Here is a 14,976-nt window from a genome sequence, read left to right as displayed (position 1 = left end):
GGTAGTCTATGAAACTGCATCTCACTTCAGCCGAGAGTACGCCAGTATGTTTAATAAGGAGAAGAAGATGATGATGAGGAGGAGTTCGTTCATTTGATCTCGTATACAAGTTGACCAATACACAAAAAAAAGCTCCCCCCTACATTTTGAAGGGGGAGCTTCTGTACAAACAAGCGGTTTGGATCTAACTGACTGACCTAAGGTTAGTCATTATTACAACAGCCTTCTTCACCGTTCAAGTGCCCGGAACGTTCGATTTTCGTTTTCAAATATTTCTCGTTATATTCGGATACATCTCCCCAAAGTTGCACCCGATCCTCTACATCCAGACCTGCCTTGCTAAGCGCATCTAATTTTTTGGGATTGTTAGTGATTAGTGTCACCGGCTTTGTTCGGAGTGCTTTTAAAACCTTGATAGCATCGCTATAATCACGTGAATCATCCACAAAGCCAAGTTGAAGATTGGCATCCACAGTATCGTATCCGTTTTCTTGTAGAATATAGGCAAGCGCTTTGCTAAAGAGCCCAATACCTCGTCCTTCATGATTTGCTAGGTAAAATAACGCGCCGCTTCCATGCTCAGCAATATGCTTCAACGACTGATGGAGCTGATATCCGCAGTCGCATCGTTTACTGCCAAAAATATCTCCAGTGTGACAGATCGAATGAAACCGAATCAAAGCATGCTCTGCGTTTTGAAAATCCCCATGGACAAGTACACTCGATTGTTGATATTCCGCTAAATTAGCAGCAGATAATTTGGCGACAATACGCTCAAAGTCTTCCGTCACTTCCTTGCAATTGAGCCAGCAGTACCAATTAAACTGGATGGTCTCCCCAAATAAGTTTATCGGCAGCTTGATGGGGCCGACAAGATATACCGCGCCTTCGTCGTTTTTGATCAGTTTTATTTTCTCTTGTAAAAGTGAAATCACTTTAGGATCAAATCTTTGAGCCACTGGCATGGATACTTCTCCTTTTCAATTTGCAATTGGGATTTCCAACAAATGATCATCTATTTTTCTTAATTCCCTTACACAACCGAGCATTGCCGGAATACTAACACGGCGATAAAATCGGTCGAAATCCTCCTTAATCGTTTTTAGGAACTTGTAAAAAGAAACAATCGGCGCATCGATATGCACCGATTGGAATTTGTTTTCCTCCATATTAAGGCAAGGATACTTGTAACTCATTAATTTTACCGCCAGACAGCTTAAATGTATGTTTTAAAAAGAATGGGCTGGGTAGATTAGTTTTATCAAAATCGCCGTCAAGCGACGCGATAACGGCGTACACGCCATCATGTTCCGTTGCATCAGTTATTTCAAAGCGAACATGAGCACCAAAGATATCGGTTTTACTCCAATTTCGAATTTCTTCTATACCTCTAAACTCCCGATTATCGTCAAAGACGTAGGCATCGTCGTTGAATGCTGCAAGAAATGAATCTAATCGTTCCTCGTTTGAAGCATCGAAATATGCTTTTACGGGACCTGGTAATTGATTCAAAAATAACCCCTCCTTTTTGTAAAAGAACAGAAAATAATTAAACCGTTGGAATCGTTCCACCGTCGATTACGTACTCGCTTCCCGTAATGGAAGCTGAGCGATCGGATGCCAAGAAAGCTGCAAGTTCCGCTACTTCTTCAGGTAGTCCTGGACGACCGATTGGAATGCCTCCAAGCGAGTCCATAAGTTCCTCTAACGCAGCTTCGCGACTACCAGCAACTGTCGCGATGCGGTCGATCATCCGATCTGCTGCTTCCGTCTGAATGAAGCCTGGCGCAATCGTGTTGATCCGAATCCCCTTTGGAGAAAACTCCTTAGATAATCCTTTGCTGTAATTGGTCAACGCTGCTTTTGATGCTGCGTATGCTAGGGTAGTTTCATAAAGTGGCAACTTTCTCTGGATAGAGCTTACATGGATGATAACACCCTTTCCTCGCTCTACCATCATTGGTAGTAAACTTCTGTCCAATCGGACAGATCCAAGTAGATTCATGTTCAAAGTTTCTAACCAATCATCCTCAGTTAAGGCCAATGCACCACCAGGAGGCGTTGAAGCACCTCCGACTGTATTTATAAGAATGTCGATACCACCTAACTTTTCTTTCACAGCCTCAACAAGAAGCGCCGTGCCTTCAGGCTTCGTGATATCAGTTTGAATAAAGTGAACGCCTGGAATGTCGTAATCCGTCGGAATTGTACGAGCCGTTGTAAGGACTGTGGCTCCAGCTTGGGCCAAGCGCTTTACAATCGCATAGCCCATCCCTTTTGTACCTCCCGTTATTAATGCCCGTTTGCCTTGAAATTCATGTTCGTAAGATGAAAATTTCATTTTTCTATATCTCCTTTAATTAATTATTTTTGGTCACAAGTATTAGCATATCCCTACAATTTAGATAATTCTAATTGATAATAATAATTGATCTTATTATAAATATTCATGAATGGGTAAAGTATAAAGTAATACCTCACGATTTTTGAAATTCCATACTTTAATTTGATACTTTGACTACTGGACGAATCACGCGGATTGCAAGGATAGCAGCACTAGCTACTCCAAGTGCACCAAACCATACAACAGAGCTTATTGGCATGCTCTTAAGCACAATACCTCCAAGACCCGCGCCAATTGCCATGGATAGCTGCTGAGTGGAAGAATACAAACTAATCATAATACTGGATGCTTCTGGTGCCTGACTCACAAGGTTAACCTGCTGGGTTGGACCAGAAGACCAAAGTGACAAGGACCAGAGAACAAGGACTAAGAGTACAGCCACAATCGAGTGGGCGCTTAGAGCAAGAAGAGCAAGAGAAATGGCATGAATGATGAGCCCAGAAAGCAATGTTTTTCTTACACCCCATTTATCCGTTGCAGATCCACCAATTTTGGCTCCAATCATACTTGCAAAACCAAATATGAATAAAGCCACACTGATCATGCTAGTGCTCATATTGGCCACGTTTAGGAGAAATGGTGTGATGTAAGTAAAAGCAATCGAGTAACCTAAAATCCAGAAGAATATCACAACGAGTGCCATCACTATTTTTGGATTTTTAAGGAATGCGAGTTGTTTAACTAACGGTATAGGTGTTTCACCCTCCGTACGTGGAATAGCAGCCATCAAAATGAAAATAGCAACAAAACCAAGAATGCCCAATGCAGCAAAGTTTAATTTCCAGTTCATATTCGCGGCAACCAGTCTTCCAAGCGGAATACCGATCACAAAGGATGTACTAAAGCCCATTACCACTGTAGAAATAGCACTTCCGATCTTTTCAGGCTTTGCTAATTTTGTAGCCATTGTAATTGCTACAGTCAGGAAAATACCCGCACTGAGAGCAAGCACTACTCTTGATAAAAGCAAAGGTAAGTATCCTGGCAAGAAAATAACCATCGCATTACCGATTACAAATGTAACAAGTGACGCAATAAGTAGCGTTCTTCTATCCATTCTAGCTGTTAATGCTACGAGAATCGCTGTGCCGATTGCATAACTGAGTTAAAAGATAGAAATTAGCTGACCCGCGGAAGCAACAGATATTCCTGTATCTTTAGCAATGATATCTAGGAAGCCAGCAATTACATATTCAGATGTTCCAACGAAAAAGGTAACTATCGCTAGAAGTAAAATTTTCAATGAGTTTGACATGGTTATACTCCTTTTATATATAAAGTGTAAGTTCATAGCATCTGCATTAAATTTTGATTAATTGGCAGCAGGGAACACACCTGTTTCGCTAATGAGTGAATAAACAATAAACTATATAGAATTGCATGCATGATCGTCCTTTCTAAGCAGATTTTTTTATGATGTGAACACGCTTGTCCGCAACACCTGAATTATCATAACAATGTACATTCAATCAGTCTAATGCATGATATCTATGTTTTATATTAATTATTTTCATGTAATCTGCGAATTTAGAGAATAGAAAACGGACGCATCAAATGCGTCTTTGCTTGTATTTCACTGTCATGGCTGCTATTGCTTCAATCCAATTCGGTATGTATGATGATAACAGAATTTAGGTCGAGATTAAGTTTAGGAGGAACCTATGGAACTTACACAATTAGAGTATTTTTTGGAAGTTGCCCGAACGGAGCATTTGACGAAAGCAGCAGAATCATTATCAGTTACACAACCTGCTCTAAGTCATTCGATTTCAAAATTAGAAACTGAGCTTGGTGTACCTTTATTTGAACGAAAGGGCAGAAATCTGCAGATAAATCGATACGGTACAATGTTTGCTAAGCGTGTGGAGACAATTTTGAAGGAAGTGGAGCGTGGAAAACAGGAAATTGAAGAATACGCCAATCCTGATTCAGGAGTCATACATCTTTCATATTTAAATATCTTGGGAGTTGATTTCATCCCACATCTCATTCGTGAATATCAACAAGCCAATCCCAAAATCACTTTTAAGTTGACACAAGGAGACAAAGGCTTGATTTTAGATCGGGTTGAGAGCGGTGATTCCGATTTGATGATAACATCTGAAAGGCCTGTAGACGATACATATGAATGGTTATCGATTCTCTCTCTGCCGCTGTATCTTATCGTCTCATCCCAGCACCCGCTTGCCAATCAGGAATCTATTAGCTTGAAGGAGATAACCGGAGAGCCGTTTGTAGGTTTAAAGCACAACTGTTCGCTAAAAGATTCACTCTTGGCCCGTGTTCATCATATGAATTTCACTTTAGTCTCCACTTACGATGCTGAAGATCTACCAACAGTGGCAGGCTTCGTATCGGCAGGTCTTGGTGTATCTGTATTGCCAAAAACAGCTGGACTGGAACTGAACGGCTTAAGATGGATCAAGATTGAGGAAGAAGGCTGGGTTTGGGAAGTTGGTCTACACTTAAAAAAAACAGATTCTTATCGCCCGCTGCTCAAAAATTCGTTAGCTATATGCAAGAAAATTTTAATTAATTCCTCTCTTAAGCGAAAACTGGCGATGTGGTTCCTCATTCATTACTAATATTAATTAATATTATGAAAATTATAAATTATACAATACGAATTCATGTGTGTATAGTTGGTTAGGAAAACGGATGCCTCCAATTAAATTACTATGGAGCCTTTTAATATTCATTATGGAAAGGATTTGATATTCCAATGCCAGCTTACGTTATTTTTATCAGAGAAAAGACAACTAATATTGAAGAATTAAATGTCTACGCATCTAAAGCGCCGTCAGCGCTTCAAGGTCATTTATTGAAACCTCTTGTCATGTACGGTATGCATGAAGTCATTGAAGGACCGGAAATAGAGGGAGCAGCTGTGTTGGAATTTCCAGGTATCGAGGAAGCGAAATCTTGGTACTATAGCCCTGCTTACCAAGATGCCGTTAAGCATCGAATGAAGGGTGGCACTTATAGAGGCATTATAGTAGAGGGTTTTGCGAAAGAAGGTTCGGAAATATGAAAGAAGATTTCGTATTCCACTTGTTTGACAAACAACTTGACGCTTTTATCGAATTGATGAACAATATAAACCGCGGCAATGGAGAAAATAATTATTCTCTCCATTGCCGCTTTACCTGCGGATTTCATCCGATCCGTCCTCTTTCATTTAGCTTCATTAGTTAAATTGCCAACAACTTAAACTGAGGTTGCCGTATTGATAGCTGCGATGAAGCAGCTTTGCCTGACGATTGGAGTCTCCGGATCCCATTGCAAGAAACAGCGGAATAAAGTGTTCACTTGTTGGCACCGCCGTTTGGGCATTAGGAGCCAATTCATGATATTGAAATAGCGCCTCTGTATCCCATGACTCAAGCTTATTCTGAAGCCAGTTGTCGAACTGCTCAGCCCAATCGTCGTTTCCTTCAGACTGCCAATTCAATCTTCTTAAATTATGAACCGTTCCACCGCTTCCGATAATGAGAACATCTTTTTCTCTAAGCTCCCCCAAGGCTTTGCCAATCTGATACTGCTGCTCGTTGCTCAGATGACGATTCACGGATAGAGCGACAACCGGGATATCCGCCTCCGGATACAGCAGCTTCAAAACTGCCCAAGCTCCGTGGTCAAGTCCTCTACCCTCATTTAGAACACTCTGAATGCCTTGCTTTTCAAATAGTGCTTGAACATGCTCGCTTAGTGAACGATCCCCCTTGGCCGGGTAGGTCATCGTATAGAGCTCATCTTGAAATCCGCCAAAATCATAAATGGTTTCATAAGTCTTAGCAGCACTGACCGTTTGTACCGACTCTTCCCAGTGAGCGCTAAAGAGCACGATTGCCTTCGGTCTAGGGTTATTGTCCTTAAAGTTTTTAAGTAGTTGTGTGTACGTATTATCCTCAAGTACGATCGACGGGGCGCCATGCGCGAAAAAATAGGAAGGCATCATATCGCTTCTCACTCCTTAATTGTAGTTAAACCAGCATCTTTCTTAAGCCAATTCAGAAAATCAAATTGGTTTTCTTCCGAAACGCCATGGTCGGTAGGATATAGGTTAAATGTTAGGCGCGGCGCTAACTCCTTGAAATATGCCGCCGTCTCGTGACCAATTCGAACTGGGAATACGGAATCATACTCGCCATGCGAAATAAATACCGATACATTCTTCACACTTCGCAGCGGATACTCCGACTTCACAAAGTCAGGAACGTACCCGTTCAGGGAAACGATTCCCTTCAGCTTATCACCCATCGTAAGTGCTAATGTCATCGACAGAATTGCGCCTTGACTAAACCCCAGCAAATACCGTTTGCCTGGATCGATGGGATACTTTTCCGTCACATAATGAATGAATGCTTCGAGTTGTTTAGCCGCTTCATCAAACATCTCACGGATAGGATTGCCTAGGCTTTTCAAATCATAATACTGATAACCCGAGCCAAGGCGTAGATTGCCGCGGATGCCGATTATAATGAAATCATCTGCCACCGGAGCGAGCAAATTGAACATATTTTTTTCATTAGAGCCTTTGCCGTGCAGGGTAAAGATGACTGGATATTTCTTGTCCGAGTCCATATTGGCCGGTAGATGAATGTCATAGTAATAAGTGGGATTCATAAAAATCCTCCTTCGTTGTAAGTTAAGCTTAGCGATTGACATAAATATTAGTAATAAAGAAATAAAGTTTATATAACTAATTTAAATCAGCATACATTGACTTGTCAACGCAAAAATTGCTAATATGAAATTATAATTCTTATTACTAATATTTAAGGAGTGCATGAGGATGGATATCGGCTCAACTATTCGAGCGATTCGGAAAAGAAAAAATATCACCATCGCTCAAATTTGTGAAGAAACCGGCTTATCCCAAGGCTTCATGAGTCAGGTTGAAACTAATAAAACTTCCCCCTCTATAGCAACGTTGGAGCATATAGCACAGGCTTTGAATGTACCATTAGCATATTTGCTTCTAAAGAAAGAAGATCGAATGCATATTGTTCGAAAGAATGAACGAAGCACCACAACAAGCGGCTCCGAATATCTGAAGGTGGAGCACCTGAGCTCTACGAAGAACGTTAGAATGATGCTTGTAGAGTTCCCGCCCGGAGCCTCTACTGGAGATACACCTCATGCACATGAAGGTGAGGAAGTCCATTTAGTTATTAAAGGTAGCATTTACGCAGAGCAGGGAGAGGATGGGGCTGAATTCGAAGAGGGTGATTCGTTCAGTTGGAACGCATGTACGCCCCATGTGGTGAGAAATATCGGGAAAGAGACGGCAATCGTACTTATATCCCTCTACACAGAAAGTGACAGCGGACGAGACCTTATATAAACGTGTAAACCAAAAAACACCCTCAGTTGAGCCAAGCGGCCAAGTTGGGGGTGTTCTTTTTCAACCTTTTTCACATTTGCCAAAAGGTTTCGTCCAATCGTAGAAAACCTGTTACACGGCAGGGAGCAGTTGGCTCTTTTCTATTCATTTTATATACGCGAACCCCGATAAATTTAGTATACTTACTAGAGTTACTCGGGGTGGAGGAATGATGGTGAAACGGGAAAATAGGAATAAGCTGCGATGGATTGGCGCAGTTCTTGGGGTTGCCCTCTTGGTTAACTTGTACCAGCCGGCAGCTTATGCACTTACAACAGTAAAACAAGTGATTACAGGCCAGCCCTCGTCTACTTATGGCGAGTCGGTTCAACTTACTTCCGTTGTGACAGATGGTGATTTAGGCGGATCGACACCAGCTGGGAGCATATCGTTCTACGATGGGGGCACATTGATTGGAGAACCGCAGGAGCTCGTTGCTTCAGAGCCGGAGGTTGTTTATAAGAGCTCAGGGGATGCACCGGTGCAAACTGGATTAAAATTCACTTGCTCGAACTGTCCTGTTATTCAATGGGGCGGAATGAATTATTGGGCGTACAGCGATTATGAAAATAGTGAAACTACTTATTTATATGGGTATGATGCGAATAATTCTTTAGTAAAATCTTGGCAGCTTGCAGGGATTCGTTACGTTACGGCTATCACAGTAAATAACATTGATAAGACTGTTACGCTTGTAGGACAAAGCAATGTGCAAACGACACGTACTTGGGAGCAGCTTGAAAATTTCAATGCTCACGCCTCTTTGTCCTTTTCCAGCCTAGGAGTCGGGTCACATACGATAACAGCTAGTTATTCAGGCGCAGACGGCATCCATAATCCACAGTCGACTACTTTTGTACATACGGTTAATGCGATTGAAACCAATACCACGCTCACCTCAAATGCTGGACTCCGATACGTTGGCGAGCCGCTTACTTTCACGGCGACAGTAGCCAATACGAGTGGCAATCAGGTCATGCCGGAGGGAACGGTGACGTTCAAGGAGGGCTCGACTGTACTTGGCTCGGGGACGTTGAGTTCAGGAATAGCAACATGGACGGCGTCCAGTCTAGAAGTGGGAACTCATTTGATCACAGCACAATACGGTGGAAGTCTCACACATGTTGCCAGTAGCTCTAGCTCCATCCCCGTGGTGGTCAATCTGATCCCTACGTCATCAACTTTGACGGTTCCAGGAGCAACAGACGCAGCTTCCAGCTATGGAACATCCTTGACGTTAAGAGCATCCGTAGCGAATACCATAGGTAGCTCAATTACACCAGATGGTATCGTAACTTTCAAAGATGGTTCAACCACATTAGGGACTGCCATACTTCATTCAGGAACAGCTGAATGGTCGGTGCCCGATAGTTTATCCGTTGGGGCGCACTCTTTTAATGCGGAATACGGCGGAGACAGCAACCATGCGATGAGCCCAGCAGCTACAGTCGGGCATACCGTTAACAAAGCAAGTACATCGACAACCCTATCATCATCCGGTGGGATTTCTGTCGGTGAAACGACGACGTTAACCGCACAGGTAATCAATACATTAAATCCTAGCATCAAGCCTACAGGCACAGTTACTTTTAAAAATAACGGCGTCGACTTGCAAGCGCCAGTCCCACTAAATAGCAGTGGCACTGCGGTGCTTGCCACTCATGATCTGCCGGTAGGCGATCTCGTCATTACGGCGGCATATAGCGGTGATGATAATCATGTTATGAGTGCCTCACAGCCAATGACCCAGCCTGTATCCAAAGCACCGGTTATTGTTCAACTGTCTGTGGCACCGCAATCAGGGGAAAGCATATACGGACACACAGTGAGTGTAATGGTGCAGGTCGTTAACGCAGGCAACGGTGGGTCCGTTCCAACGGGGACGGTAACACTTTCAGGTACAGGCGGCTTCAGTAATTGGCCGAGTGCTTTGACACTGACGAACGGAACAGCGACCTGGGAGACCGACCAGCTTGCTGTTGGCACGCATACGGCCGTCGCAAGTTACTTAGGAGACGACGAGCACCTTAATGGGGTGTCAACCAGCAGCAGTCTGCAGATTAAACCAATCCCTGTATCTGTCGAGGTTACCTCTTCAGTAACGGAGGCTGTTTATTATGGAACTCCCCTTATATTTACCGCACATGTAACCAATACGAATGGAGAGTCACAGATTCCTGCTGGCCATATTATTTTTAGTGGCGGCAACTTACTAGACACTCCCGTACAACTTGACTCGGCAGGAACTGCTGCTATCACCTCAGCAGCACTGCTACCAGGAACTTACCCGATTCAGGTCACGTACGTTCCAGACCTGCTGCATGAAGCTAAGACGTCAGCCCCGATCACCCAAGTCATCAAACCGAATACCCAGGGGACTGTGCTCATTTTGAATCATCCGAGTGGAACTTTCCAGCTTGGAGAATCTATTCAATTCTCCGTATCCGCAGGGAACTTAATCGGTGACCTGACGCAGCCTGGCTACATTTCGTTGAAAGAGAATGGCACTGAACGGGCGAGGGTAACGACCGATGTGTACGGGAATGCGGAAATCAACTTAACAGGCGTTAGCTCTGGCACGCACCAATATACAGCGCTGTATGAAAGAAGTGGCCTTACAGATGGCACAGAGTCCCAAGCTGTGACAGTCGTTGTGCAGCCTGCTTTCACACAGCTTGTGCTCACAAGCGATGCCTATGGCAAAGTATTGCCAACATCCACACCGTGGATCGCGGCTGTTGTTCATGGCGCTAACTCAACATTTACTTTTCAAACAGTTTCTATGGAAGCCGGTACTAGCACCGAGTTGAAGCGGATGGATCCGCAGAGCGGCCAGCTAGGCGCAGTCATCGAGGTGACGAACGGACAAAGTAAACCTGTTTCGTTCGTGGAAGGCTTGAACCGATTCCAAATAAAAATAGTGAGCTTGGACGGGACCGCTTCGTCCACACATATCGTGTCCCTCTTTTATCAAAAAGAGGCGAAGCTGTGGGACATTACTAACGTTCTTGCCGTGACGCGATTGGGTTACGACATGGATGGTAATAGTACGTTTGATAAAGCGGACATCATTGAATTATTGAAGCTAATTGAGCCGGTTTCCACGGAATCGCCGCGACCTTAATTTAAAGAGATCAGGTATGTGAAAAAGGCATTTCCTTTGTAGTTATCAACTACGGGGAATGCCTTTTATTCTTTAGTCATGGCCTATGCCCATTTCGGAACAGGCAAGTATCCAGTCGTTTCACTGGAACATAGATTGGTGTATAAACTTGAACGTAAAGGAGAATCTTAGATGGCTTATACCAATTACGCTTACCCTCAATATCCTGTTACAACTCCATATCCCATAGCAACTCCATATTCTGTAGCTACTCCCTATCTAATCCCAGTTGCGACACCCTATTACCCTTATTATCATCATGGTTGGCATGGTGGTCATTGGCATGGTGGATGGCACGGTGGACACGGAGGACACGGTGGTGGTCATTGGCATGGTGGAGGTCATCACCACCGCATCGATCAACCGAAAGAGTAGCTATTCTTCCGAGAGAAAGGGATTTATCCCTTTCTCTTTTTACTTTTCATTCAGATCAGTTTCCTCCTTTAGCGTATTTTTGTCAAAAGGAAATGCTCCATAGCTCCAATAGTAAGAGGAAACTGTCAGAGAAATAGGTGAACGCAAAAAAGAGCCACCTTGAACGTAGGTATGCCTACTTCAAGATAGCTCTGATTTGTAATTCCTAGGTATCCCCTTGCCCGCTTTATACTACTGGATATGGTGGGTATGGATACGTGTTGTACGGCGGGTATGGATACGGGTATGGATATGGGTACGGATATGGATAATAGTTCGGTGTTAACGCGTCATAAATGATTGGAGCTGCAATCCATGGGAGCACGTTATTGAAGCCGTTATTAAATCCACCATGGCCAGGAAAAAAGCCAGGTCCATGTCCGAAGCCGCCCGGGCCATGCCCAATACCGCCAATACCTCCAGGGCCGTGACCGATGCCACCGATGCCGCCAATGCCTCCCGGCCCGTGTCCGATGCCGCCTGGCCCGTGCCCAATACCCCCACCAATACCTCCCGGTCCGTGGCCAATGCCACCTCCGTGACCTCCTACAGGTGGACGAAATTCTAATTCTTCTTGCTTCGCCATATCGGAATCACTCACATTCTTGTATAGTTTGATTTTCTTCTATACTGTATGTGTGCGAATGCCTACTCGGTGAACGATTGCCCAAAAAATGGGCGCAGATTATTTCGATCTAAGTGCTTTCTCTTGCGCAGCCTTTTCACTTTCATAATCTGCTTCATAGGTAGTAATAATTGAGGTATCATACGCATTCGCTACAAGCTTCGCTCTCATATCACTCATAATTTGAGCAAATTGACTATCCGTTTGCGCTATTACTGCCCAACCTTGCGATTTTAAACTCTCATCGTGCGTGGAAAGATACTTCGCATATAGATCCAGCAACTCACTTGCCGCCTTTGACCTAAGAGCTGACACACGGGAATCTGTCTCCGCCTTAATCGATTCAAATGTTGGCTTCGTAACACCACCGCCGCCACCCCCACCAGCAACCGGCGCCGTTGTTCCCGGCTTCGTAGTCTCCGGCAGCTTCTCATCATCCTTCTTCACTTCCGTTGTAGTTGCAGATACCGTATACGTTACTGGATCCCAATTTATCGTTTTGCCAACGGATTCAGAGAAGAAGCGAATCGGCACGTACAGACTGCCGTCTACAATATACCCAGGCAACTCGTCCGAAGGACTCTTCGTCACCCCGTCGAATACATATGAAATTTTTTCCTTATACACCGTCAAATTGCTCAGAGCCAGCTTCGACTTATCCAGCTTCTCTTCACTTTTCGTATACACCTGGGCATTGATCTTGTACTCATTAATGTTAATCTTCTCCGAAGCTTTAGGCTCCGCAATCGTGACCGTATAAGTAGCCGGATCCCAGCTTACCGCTTTATCCAACGAATAGGAAATAAAACGGATCGGCACATACGTCGTTCCTTCATATATGAACCCTTGCTGGCCTTCCGGCGGTGCATACTCCTTACCGTCAAATGTAAAATGCATCGGAATTTGATAGACATTCACATCCGTAGGCGTTTGAGCTGCAGATGCGAGCGTGCTGAACCCCATCGTTAGAGCTAGGGATAAACCTGCGATAATTTTAAAATGATTTCTAACTTTCATGTAATAAGCCCCTCTTCTATGTCGGATTCCACTACTAAATATACTTTATTATAGTCTCTCATTAGGCCTAAAGTCACATATTATCTGTGAGAAAAAACAAAAAAAGCACCAAATAGGGTGCTTTTTACATAAAATTTAATCGTTTCTAAATAAACGAACGACATATTTCGACATACATTTTAAAGTATAAACCGTATATTAAAGTAAGTTCTATCATACGCAGGAGGCGAAAAGATGCCGAGTTACTATTTTACAGAAGTATGGACGCCTTTAAAACTAGTAGGAATTAAGCTTTTTAAAGACGATGAAGGTTCGATTTGGATCAAATATTGGGGATTTAAACGTAAAAAGCTTTCAAACCACAAAGATTAACGTTAAAAGCGTTTCAGCTCAGACGTCGGCTATTGTCACAATTTGCGACGAGATCCGTAGTATATACCAGATCAAGAATATGAGAAGGGACTAAAGACATGGTCGATAGTCCTATTCCTCGTCCATTAACTTTCAAGAAGCCATGACTGGCTGCTCAATCGATTTCACATCAAATGCTGCCGCGGCCATCTCATCCGCTCGTTTTGCTGCCGCAAACACGCTTAAATAGAAAACGCAACCACTCAGCCATAGAATAATCAATGCAATCACCCAATACATAACTAACCAACCTCCTGTTTATTTTTTCACACTAGATCAATCGGAGGCCCGTAACCGGCAACTGGCTAACCTATTAGATTACTCTAACTTAGTCCCTATAGCTTTGCGTCATTGATTTTCATCAATTTTGCCATTATCCTACGAATTATGTGAATATCAGTTATAGGTATATTTTAGCAGATTGTATAAGAGTTTCATCAACCTTCAGAATCATTGTTAGACCATGAAGCTAGTCCATTAGACCCGTTGTTTGCGTATTCTTCATTGCTTATTCAGAAGTAATTGGGACAATTGATTGATTGCACTACTTTGCGCGGTTTGTTTCATCGAGTTGTAGGTCTGTTTCCATGTATTAATCTCCGTCGCACTGACACCAGCTTGTTCCGCTTCTGAAACAATCCCTTTAAAACTCGTATCACAACTGGCTTCCGCACTCGTAAATTTGCCCATGAACATGCTTTGAAGCGAACTTAAAGTCAACGTACTATTCGCTTTCTTCGCACTGACCACGCCATCTATCAGATTATGAATATCTCCCTGACAACTAACCCCTAGTGCATCCAACTTCGATTTAAAACCAGCTGCAACAGCTGAGTCCGTACTTTTCGTTTGGTCATTCCCTGTCACAGGCTTTTCGGAACTGACTTGCTCTTTCGTAGCTGGTTCAGCTGGCTTGCTTTCAGGCTTCGTTTGTTTTTTATCCTTCAGTTCTTGCTCAACTCGTTTGCGCTCTTGTGGATCATCGATGCCAATTAATTCTATCGGGTAATTAGGATCAAGAATGAGTAGACCCTTGCCATACTGCTTCGTTATCGCGCGTAAAGCTTTAATTTCATCATCAGTTAATTTGGAAAGTAAGAGATCTCGAATCTTCTGCTTCTCTTCCGTAGACATATCGCTTTTGGCTTCCCCAGTTAGGTAATATACCTCTTTCAGGGATAATCCTGATTTCAATAATAACGCGGCTACATCAAGTGCATCCTGCGTTTTGATCGGCTTACTTGCAAACTCCGCTGCTTTATCTACAGGAGAGCTTAATATACTGGGTAGCTTAGGATCTTTCGTATCTGATAAATTTTCGATTGAGTTGGCTGCTACGGCCGGATCTTGGTGTCTCTGTACAATGTCTGCAACATCAATGGAACGAATCTTATAGTAGATAACACCTACTATAATCGACACGACGAGAACAATTGCGCTCACACTGCCGATCAACCACTTCTGCCATGTCTTCAACGACTTTTTCCTGCGTGTCATAAGACTGTTAACCATCCTTATGTGATAAAGTTTGAGACTCCCTCTAGCAAGTCCTACCG

Annotated in this window: 16 protein-coding genes and 1 riboswitch; of the genes, 5 read left to right on the top strand and 11 right to left on the bottom strand. The window is 43.4% G+C overall.

Annotated features, from left to right (window positions below; genetic code table 11):
• Nucleotides 1-203 precede the first annotated feature (203 nt).
• The 5 genes from A8709_RS32755 to A8709_RS35355 all read right to left on the bottom strand — a co-directional run bounded on the left by A8709_RS32755 (nucleotide 204) and on the right by A8709_RS35355 (nucleotide 3,659).
• The gene (locus A8709_RS32755) at nucleotides 204-965 is read right to left on the bottom strand and encodes a GTP cyclohydrolase II (RefSeq protein ID WP_065859221.1); all 762 of its coding nucleotides are present in this window, start codon (nucleotides 963-965) and stop codon (nucleotides 204-206) included.
• Between the two features lie 205 nt (nucleotides 966-1,170).
• On the bottom strand, nucleotides 1,171-1,512 hold the full coding sequence (locus A8709_RS32745) for a nuclear transport factor 2 family protein (RefSeq protein ID WP_065859217.1): 342 nt from the start codon (nucleotides 1,510-1,512) through the stop codon (nucleotides 1,171-1,173).
• A gap of 37 nt (nucleotides 1,513-1,549) precedes the next feature.
• Nucleotides 1,550-2,341 carry an SDR family oxidoreductase gene (locus tag A8709_RS32740; RefSeq protein ID WP_065859216.1) on the bottom strand — a complete coding sequence of 264 codons (792 nt, stop codon included), beginning with the start codon at nucleotides 2,339-2,341 and terminating at the stop codon, nucleotides 1,550-1,552.
• Between the two features lie 160 nt (nucleotides 2,342-2,501).
• Nucleotides 2,502-3,497, bottom strand: coding sequence for an MFS transporter (locus tag A8709_RS32735; protein WP_279615915.1), 996 nt, complete (start codon nucleotides 3,495-3,497; stop codon nucleotides 2,502-2,504).
• Nucleotides 3,498-3,509: 12 nt separating this feature from the next.
• Nucleotides 3,510-3,659 (bottom strand): hypothetical protein, encoded by a 150-nt coding sequence (locus tag A8709_RS35355; protein WP_244163377.1) that lies wholly within the window; start codon nucleotides 3,657-3,659, stop codon nucleotides 3,510-3,512.
• A 406-nt stretch (nucleotides 3,660-4,065) separates the two neighbouring features.
• On the opposite strand from A8709_RS35355, the gene A8709_RS32730 reads away from it, so the two are divergent.
• Nucleotides 4,066-4,989 (top strand): LysR family transcriptional regulator, encoded by a 924-nt coding sequence (locus A8709_RS32730; RefSeq protein ID WP_244163376.1) that lies wholly within the window; start codon nucleotides 4,066-4,068, stop codon nucleotides 4,987-4,989.
• Between the two features lie 137 nt (nucleotides 4,990-5,126).
• On the top strand, nucleotides 5,127-5,435 hold the full coding sequence (locus A8709_RS32725; RefSeq protein ID WP_065859214.1) for a DUF1330 domain-containing protein: 309 nt from the start codon (nucleotides 5,127-5,129) through the stop codon (nucleotides 5,433-5,435).
• 156 nt (nucleotides 5,436-5,591) lie between these two features.
• Here A8709_RS32725 and A8709_RS32720 read toward each other — a convergent pair whose 3' ends face one another.
• Both A8709_RS32720 and A8709_RS32715 read right to left on the bottom strand, forming a co-directional pair.
• On the bottom strand, nucleotides 5,592-6,362 hold the full coding sequence (locus A8709_RS32720) for a DODA-type extradiol aromatic ring-opening family dioxygenase (protein ID WP_065859212.1): 771 nt from the start codon (nucleotides 6,360-6,362) through the stop codon (nucleotides 5,592-5,594).
• A gap of 8 nt (nucleotides 6,363-6,370) precedes the next feature.
• Nucleotides 6,371-7,030, bottom strand: coding sequence for an alpha/beta hydrolase (locus A8709_RS32715; protein WP_065859211.1), 660 nt, complete (start codon nucleotides 7,028-7,030; stop codon nucleotides 6,371-6,373).
• Between the two features lie 169 nt (nucleotides 7,031-7,199).
• On the opposite strand from A8709_RS32715, the gene A8709_RS32710 reads away from it, so the two are divergent.
• On the top strand, nucleotides 7,200-7,751 hold the full coding sequence (locus A8709_RS32710; protein ID WP_065859209.1) for a helix-turn-helix domain-containing protein: 552 nt from the start codon (nucleotides 7,200-7,202) through the stop codon (nucleotides 7,749-7,751).
• A gap of 214 nt (nucleotides 7,752-7,965) precedes the next feature.
• Nucleotides 7,966-10,914, top strand: a complete 2,949-nt coding sequence (locus tag A8709_RS32705) for an Ig-like domain-containing protein (protein ID WP_167357229.1) — start codon at nucleotides 7,966-7,968, stop codon at nucleotides 10,912-10,914.
• A gap of 640 nt (nucleotides 10,915-11,554) precedes the next feature.
• Here A8709_RS32705 and A8709_RS34840 read toward each other — a convergent pair.
• On the bottom strand, nucleotides 11,555-11,968 hold the full coding sequence (locus tag A8709_RS34840) for a hypothetical protein (RefSeq protein WP_167357228.1): 414 nt from the start codon (nucleotides 11,966-11,968) through the stop codon (nucleotides 11,555-11,557).
• A gap of 84 nt (nucleotides 11,969-12,052) precedes the next feature.
• Nucleotides 12,053-13,009 carry a copper amine oxidase N-terminal domain-containing protein gene (locus tag A8709_RS32690; RefSeq protein WP_065859201.1) on the bottom strand — a complete coding sequence of 319 codons (957 nt, stop codon included), beginning with the start codon at nucleotides 13,007-13,009 and terminating at the stop codon, nucleotides 12,053-12,055.
• Between the two features lie 234 nt (nucleotides 13,010-13,243).
• Between A8709_RS32690 and A8709_RS34835 the strand changes: the two genes are divergently transcribed.
• Nucleotides 13,244-13,381, top strand: coding sequence for a hypothetical protein (locus A8709_RS34835; protein ID WP_167357227.1), 138 nt, complete (start codon nucleotides 13,244-13,246; stop codon nucleotides 13,379-13,381).
• Nucleotides 13,382-13,513: 132 nt separating this feature from the next.
• Here the strand turns inward: A8709_RS34835 and A8709_RS34830 are convergent, their stop codons facing one another.
• Together A8709_RS34830 and A8709_RS32685 are read right to left on the bottom strand one after the other, a co-directional pair.
• On the bottom strand, nucleotides 13,514-13,660 hold the full coding sequence (locus A8709_RS34830) for a hypothetical protein (RefSeq protein WP_167357226.1): 147 nt from the start codon (nucleotides 13,658-13,660) through the stop codon (nucleotides 13,514-13,516).
• 53 nt (nucleotides 13,661-13,713) lie between these two features.
• A riboswitch (cyclic di-GMP riboswitch) is annotated at nucleotides 13,714-13,802 on the bottom strand.
• A gap of 119 nt (nucleotides 13,803-13,921) precedes the next feature.
• Nucleotides 13,922-14,917, bottom strand: a complete 996-nt coding sequence (locus A8709_RS32685) for a hypothetical protein (protein ID WP_065859199.1) — start codon at nucleotides 14,915-14,917, stop codon at nucleotides 13,922-13,924.
• Nucleotides 14,918-14,976: the final 59 nt, after the last annotated feature.

This window comes from Paenibacillus pectinilyticus (assembly GCF_001700435.1).
GTDB classification, from domain to species: domain Bacteria; phylum Bacillota; class Bacilli; order Paenibacillales; family NBRC-103111; genus Paenibacillus_E; species Paenibacillus_E pectinilyticus.
The sequence above is the reverse complement of the archived record's forward strand: the minus strand, read 5'-3'. Positions and strand labels throughout refer to the sequence as shown.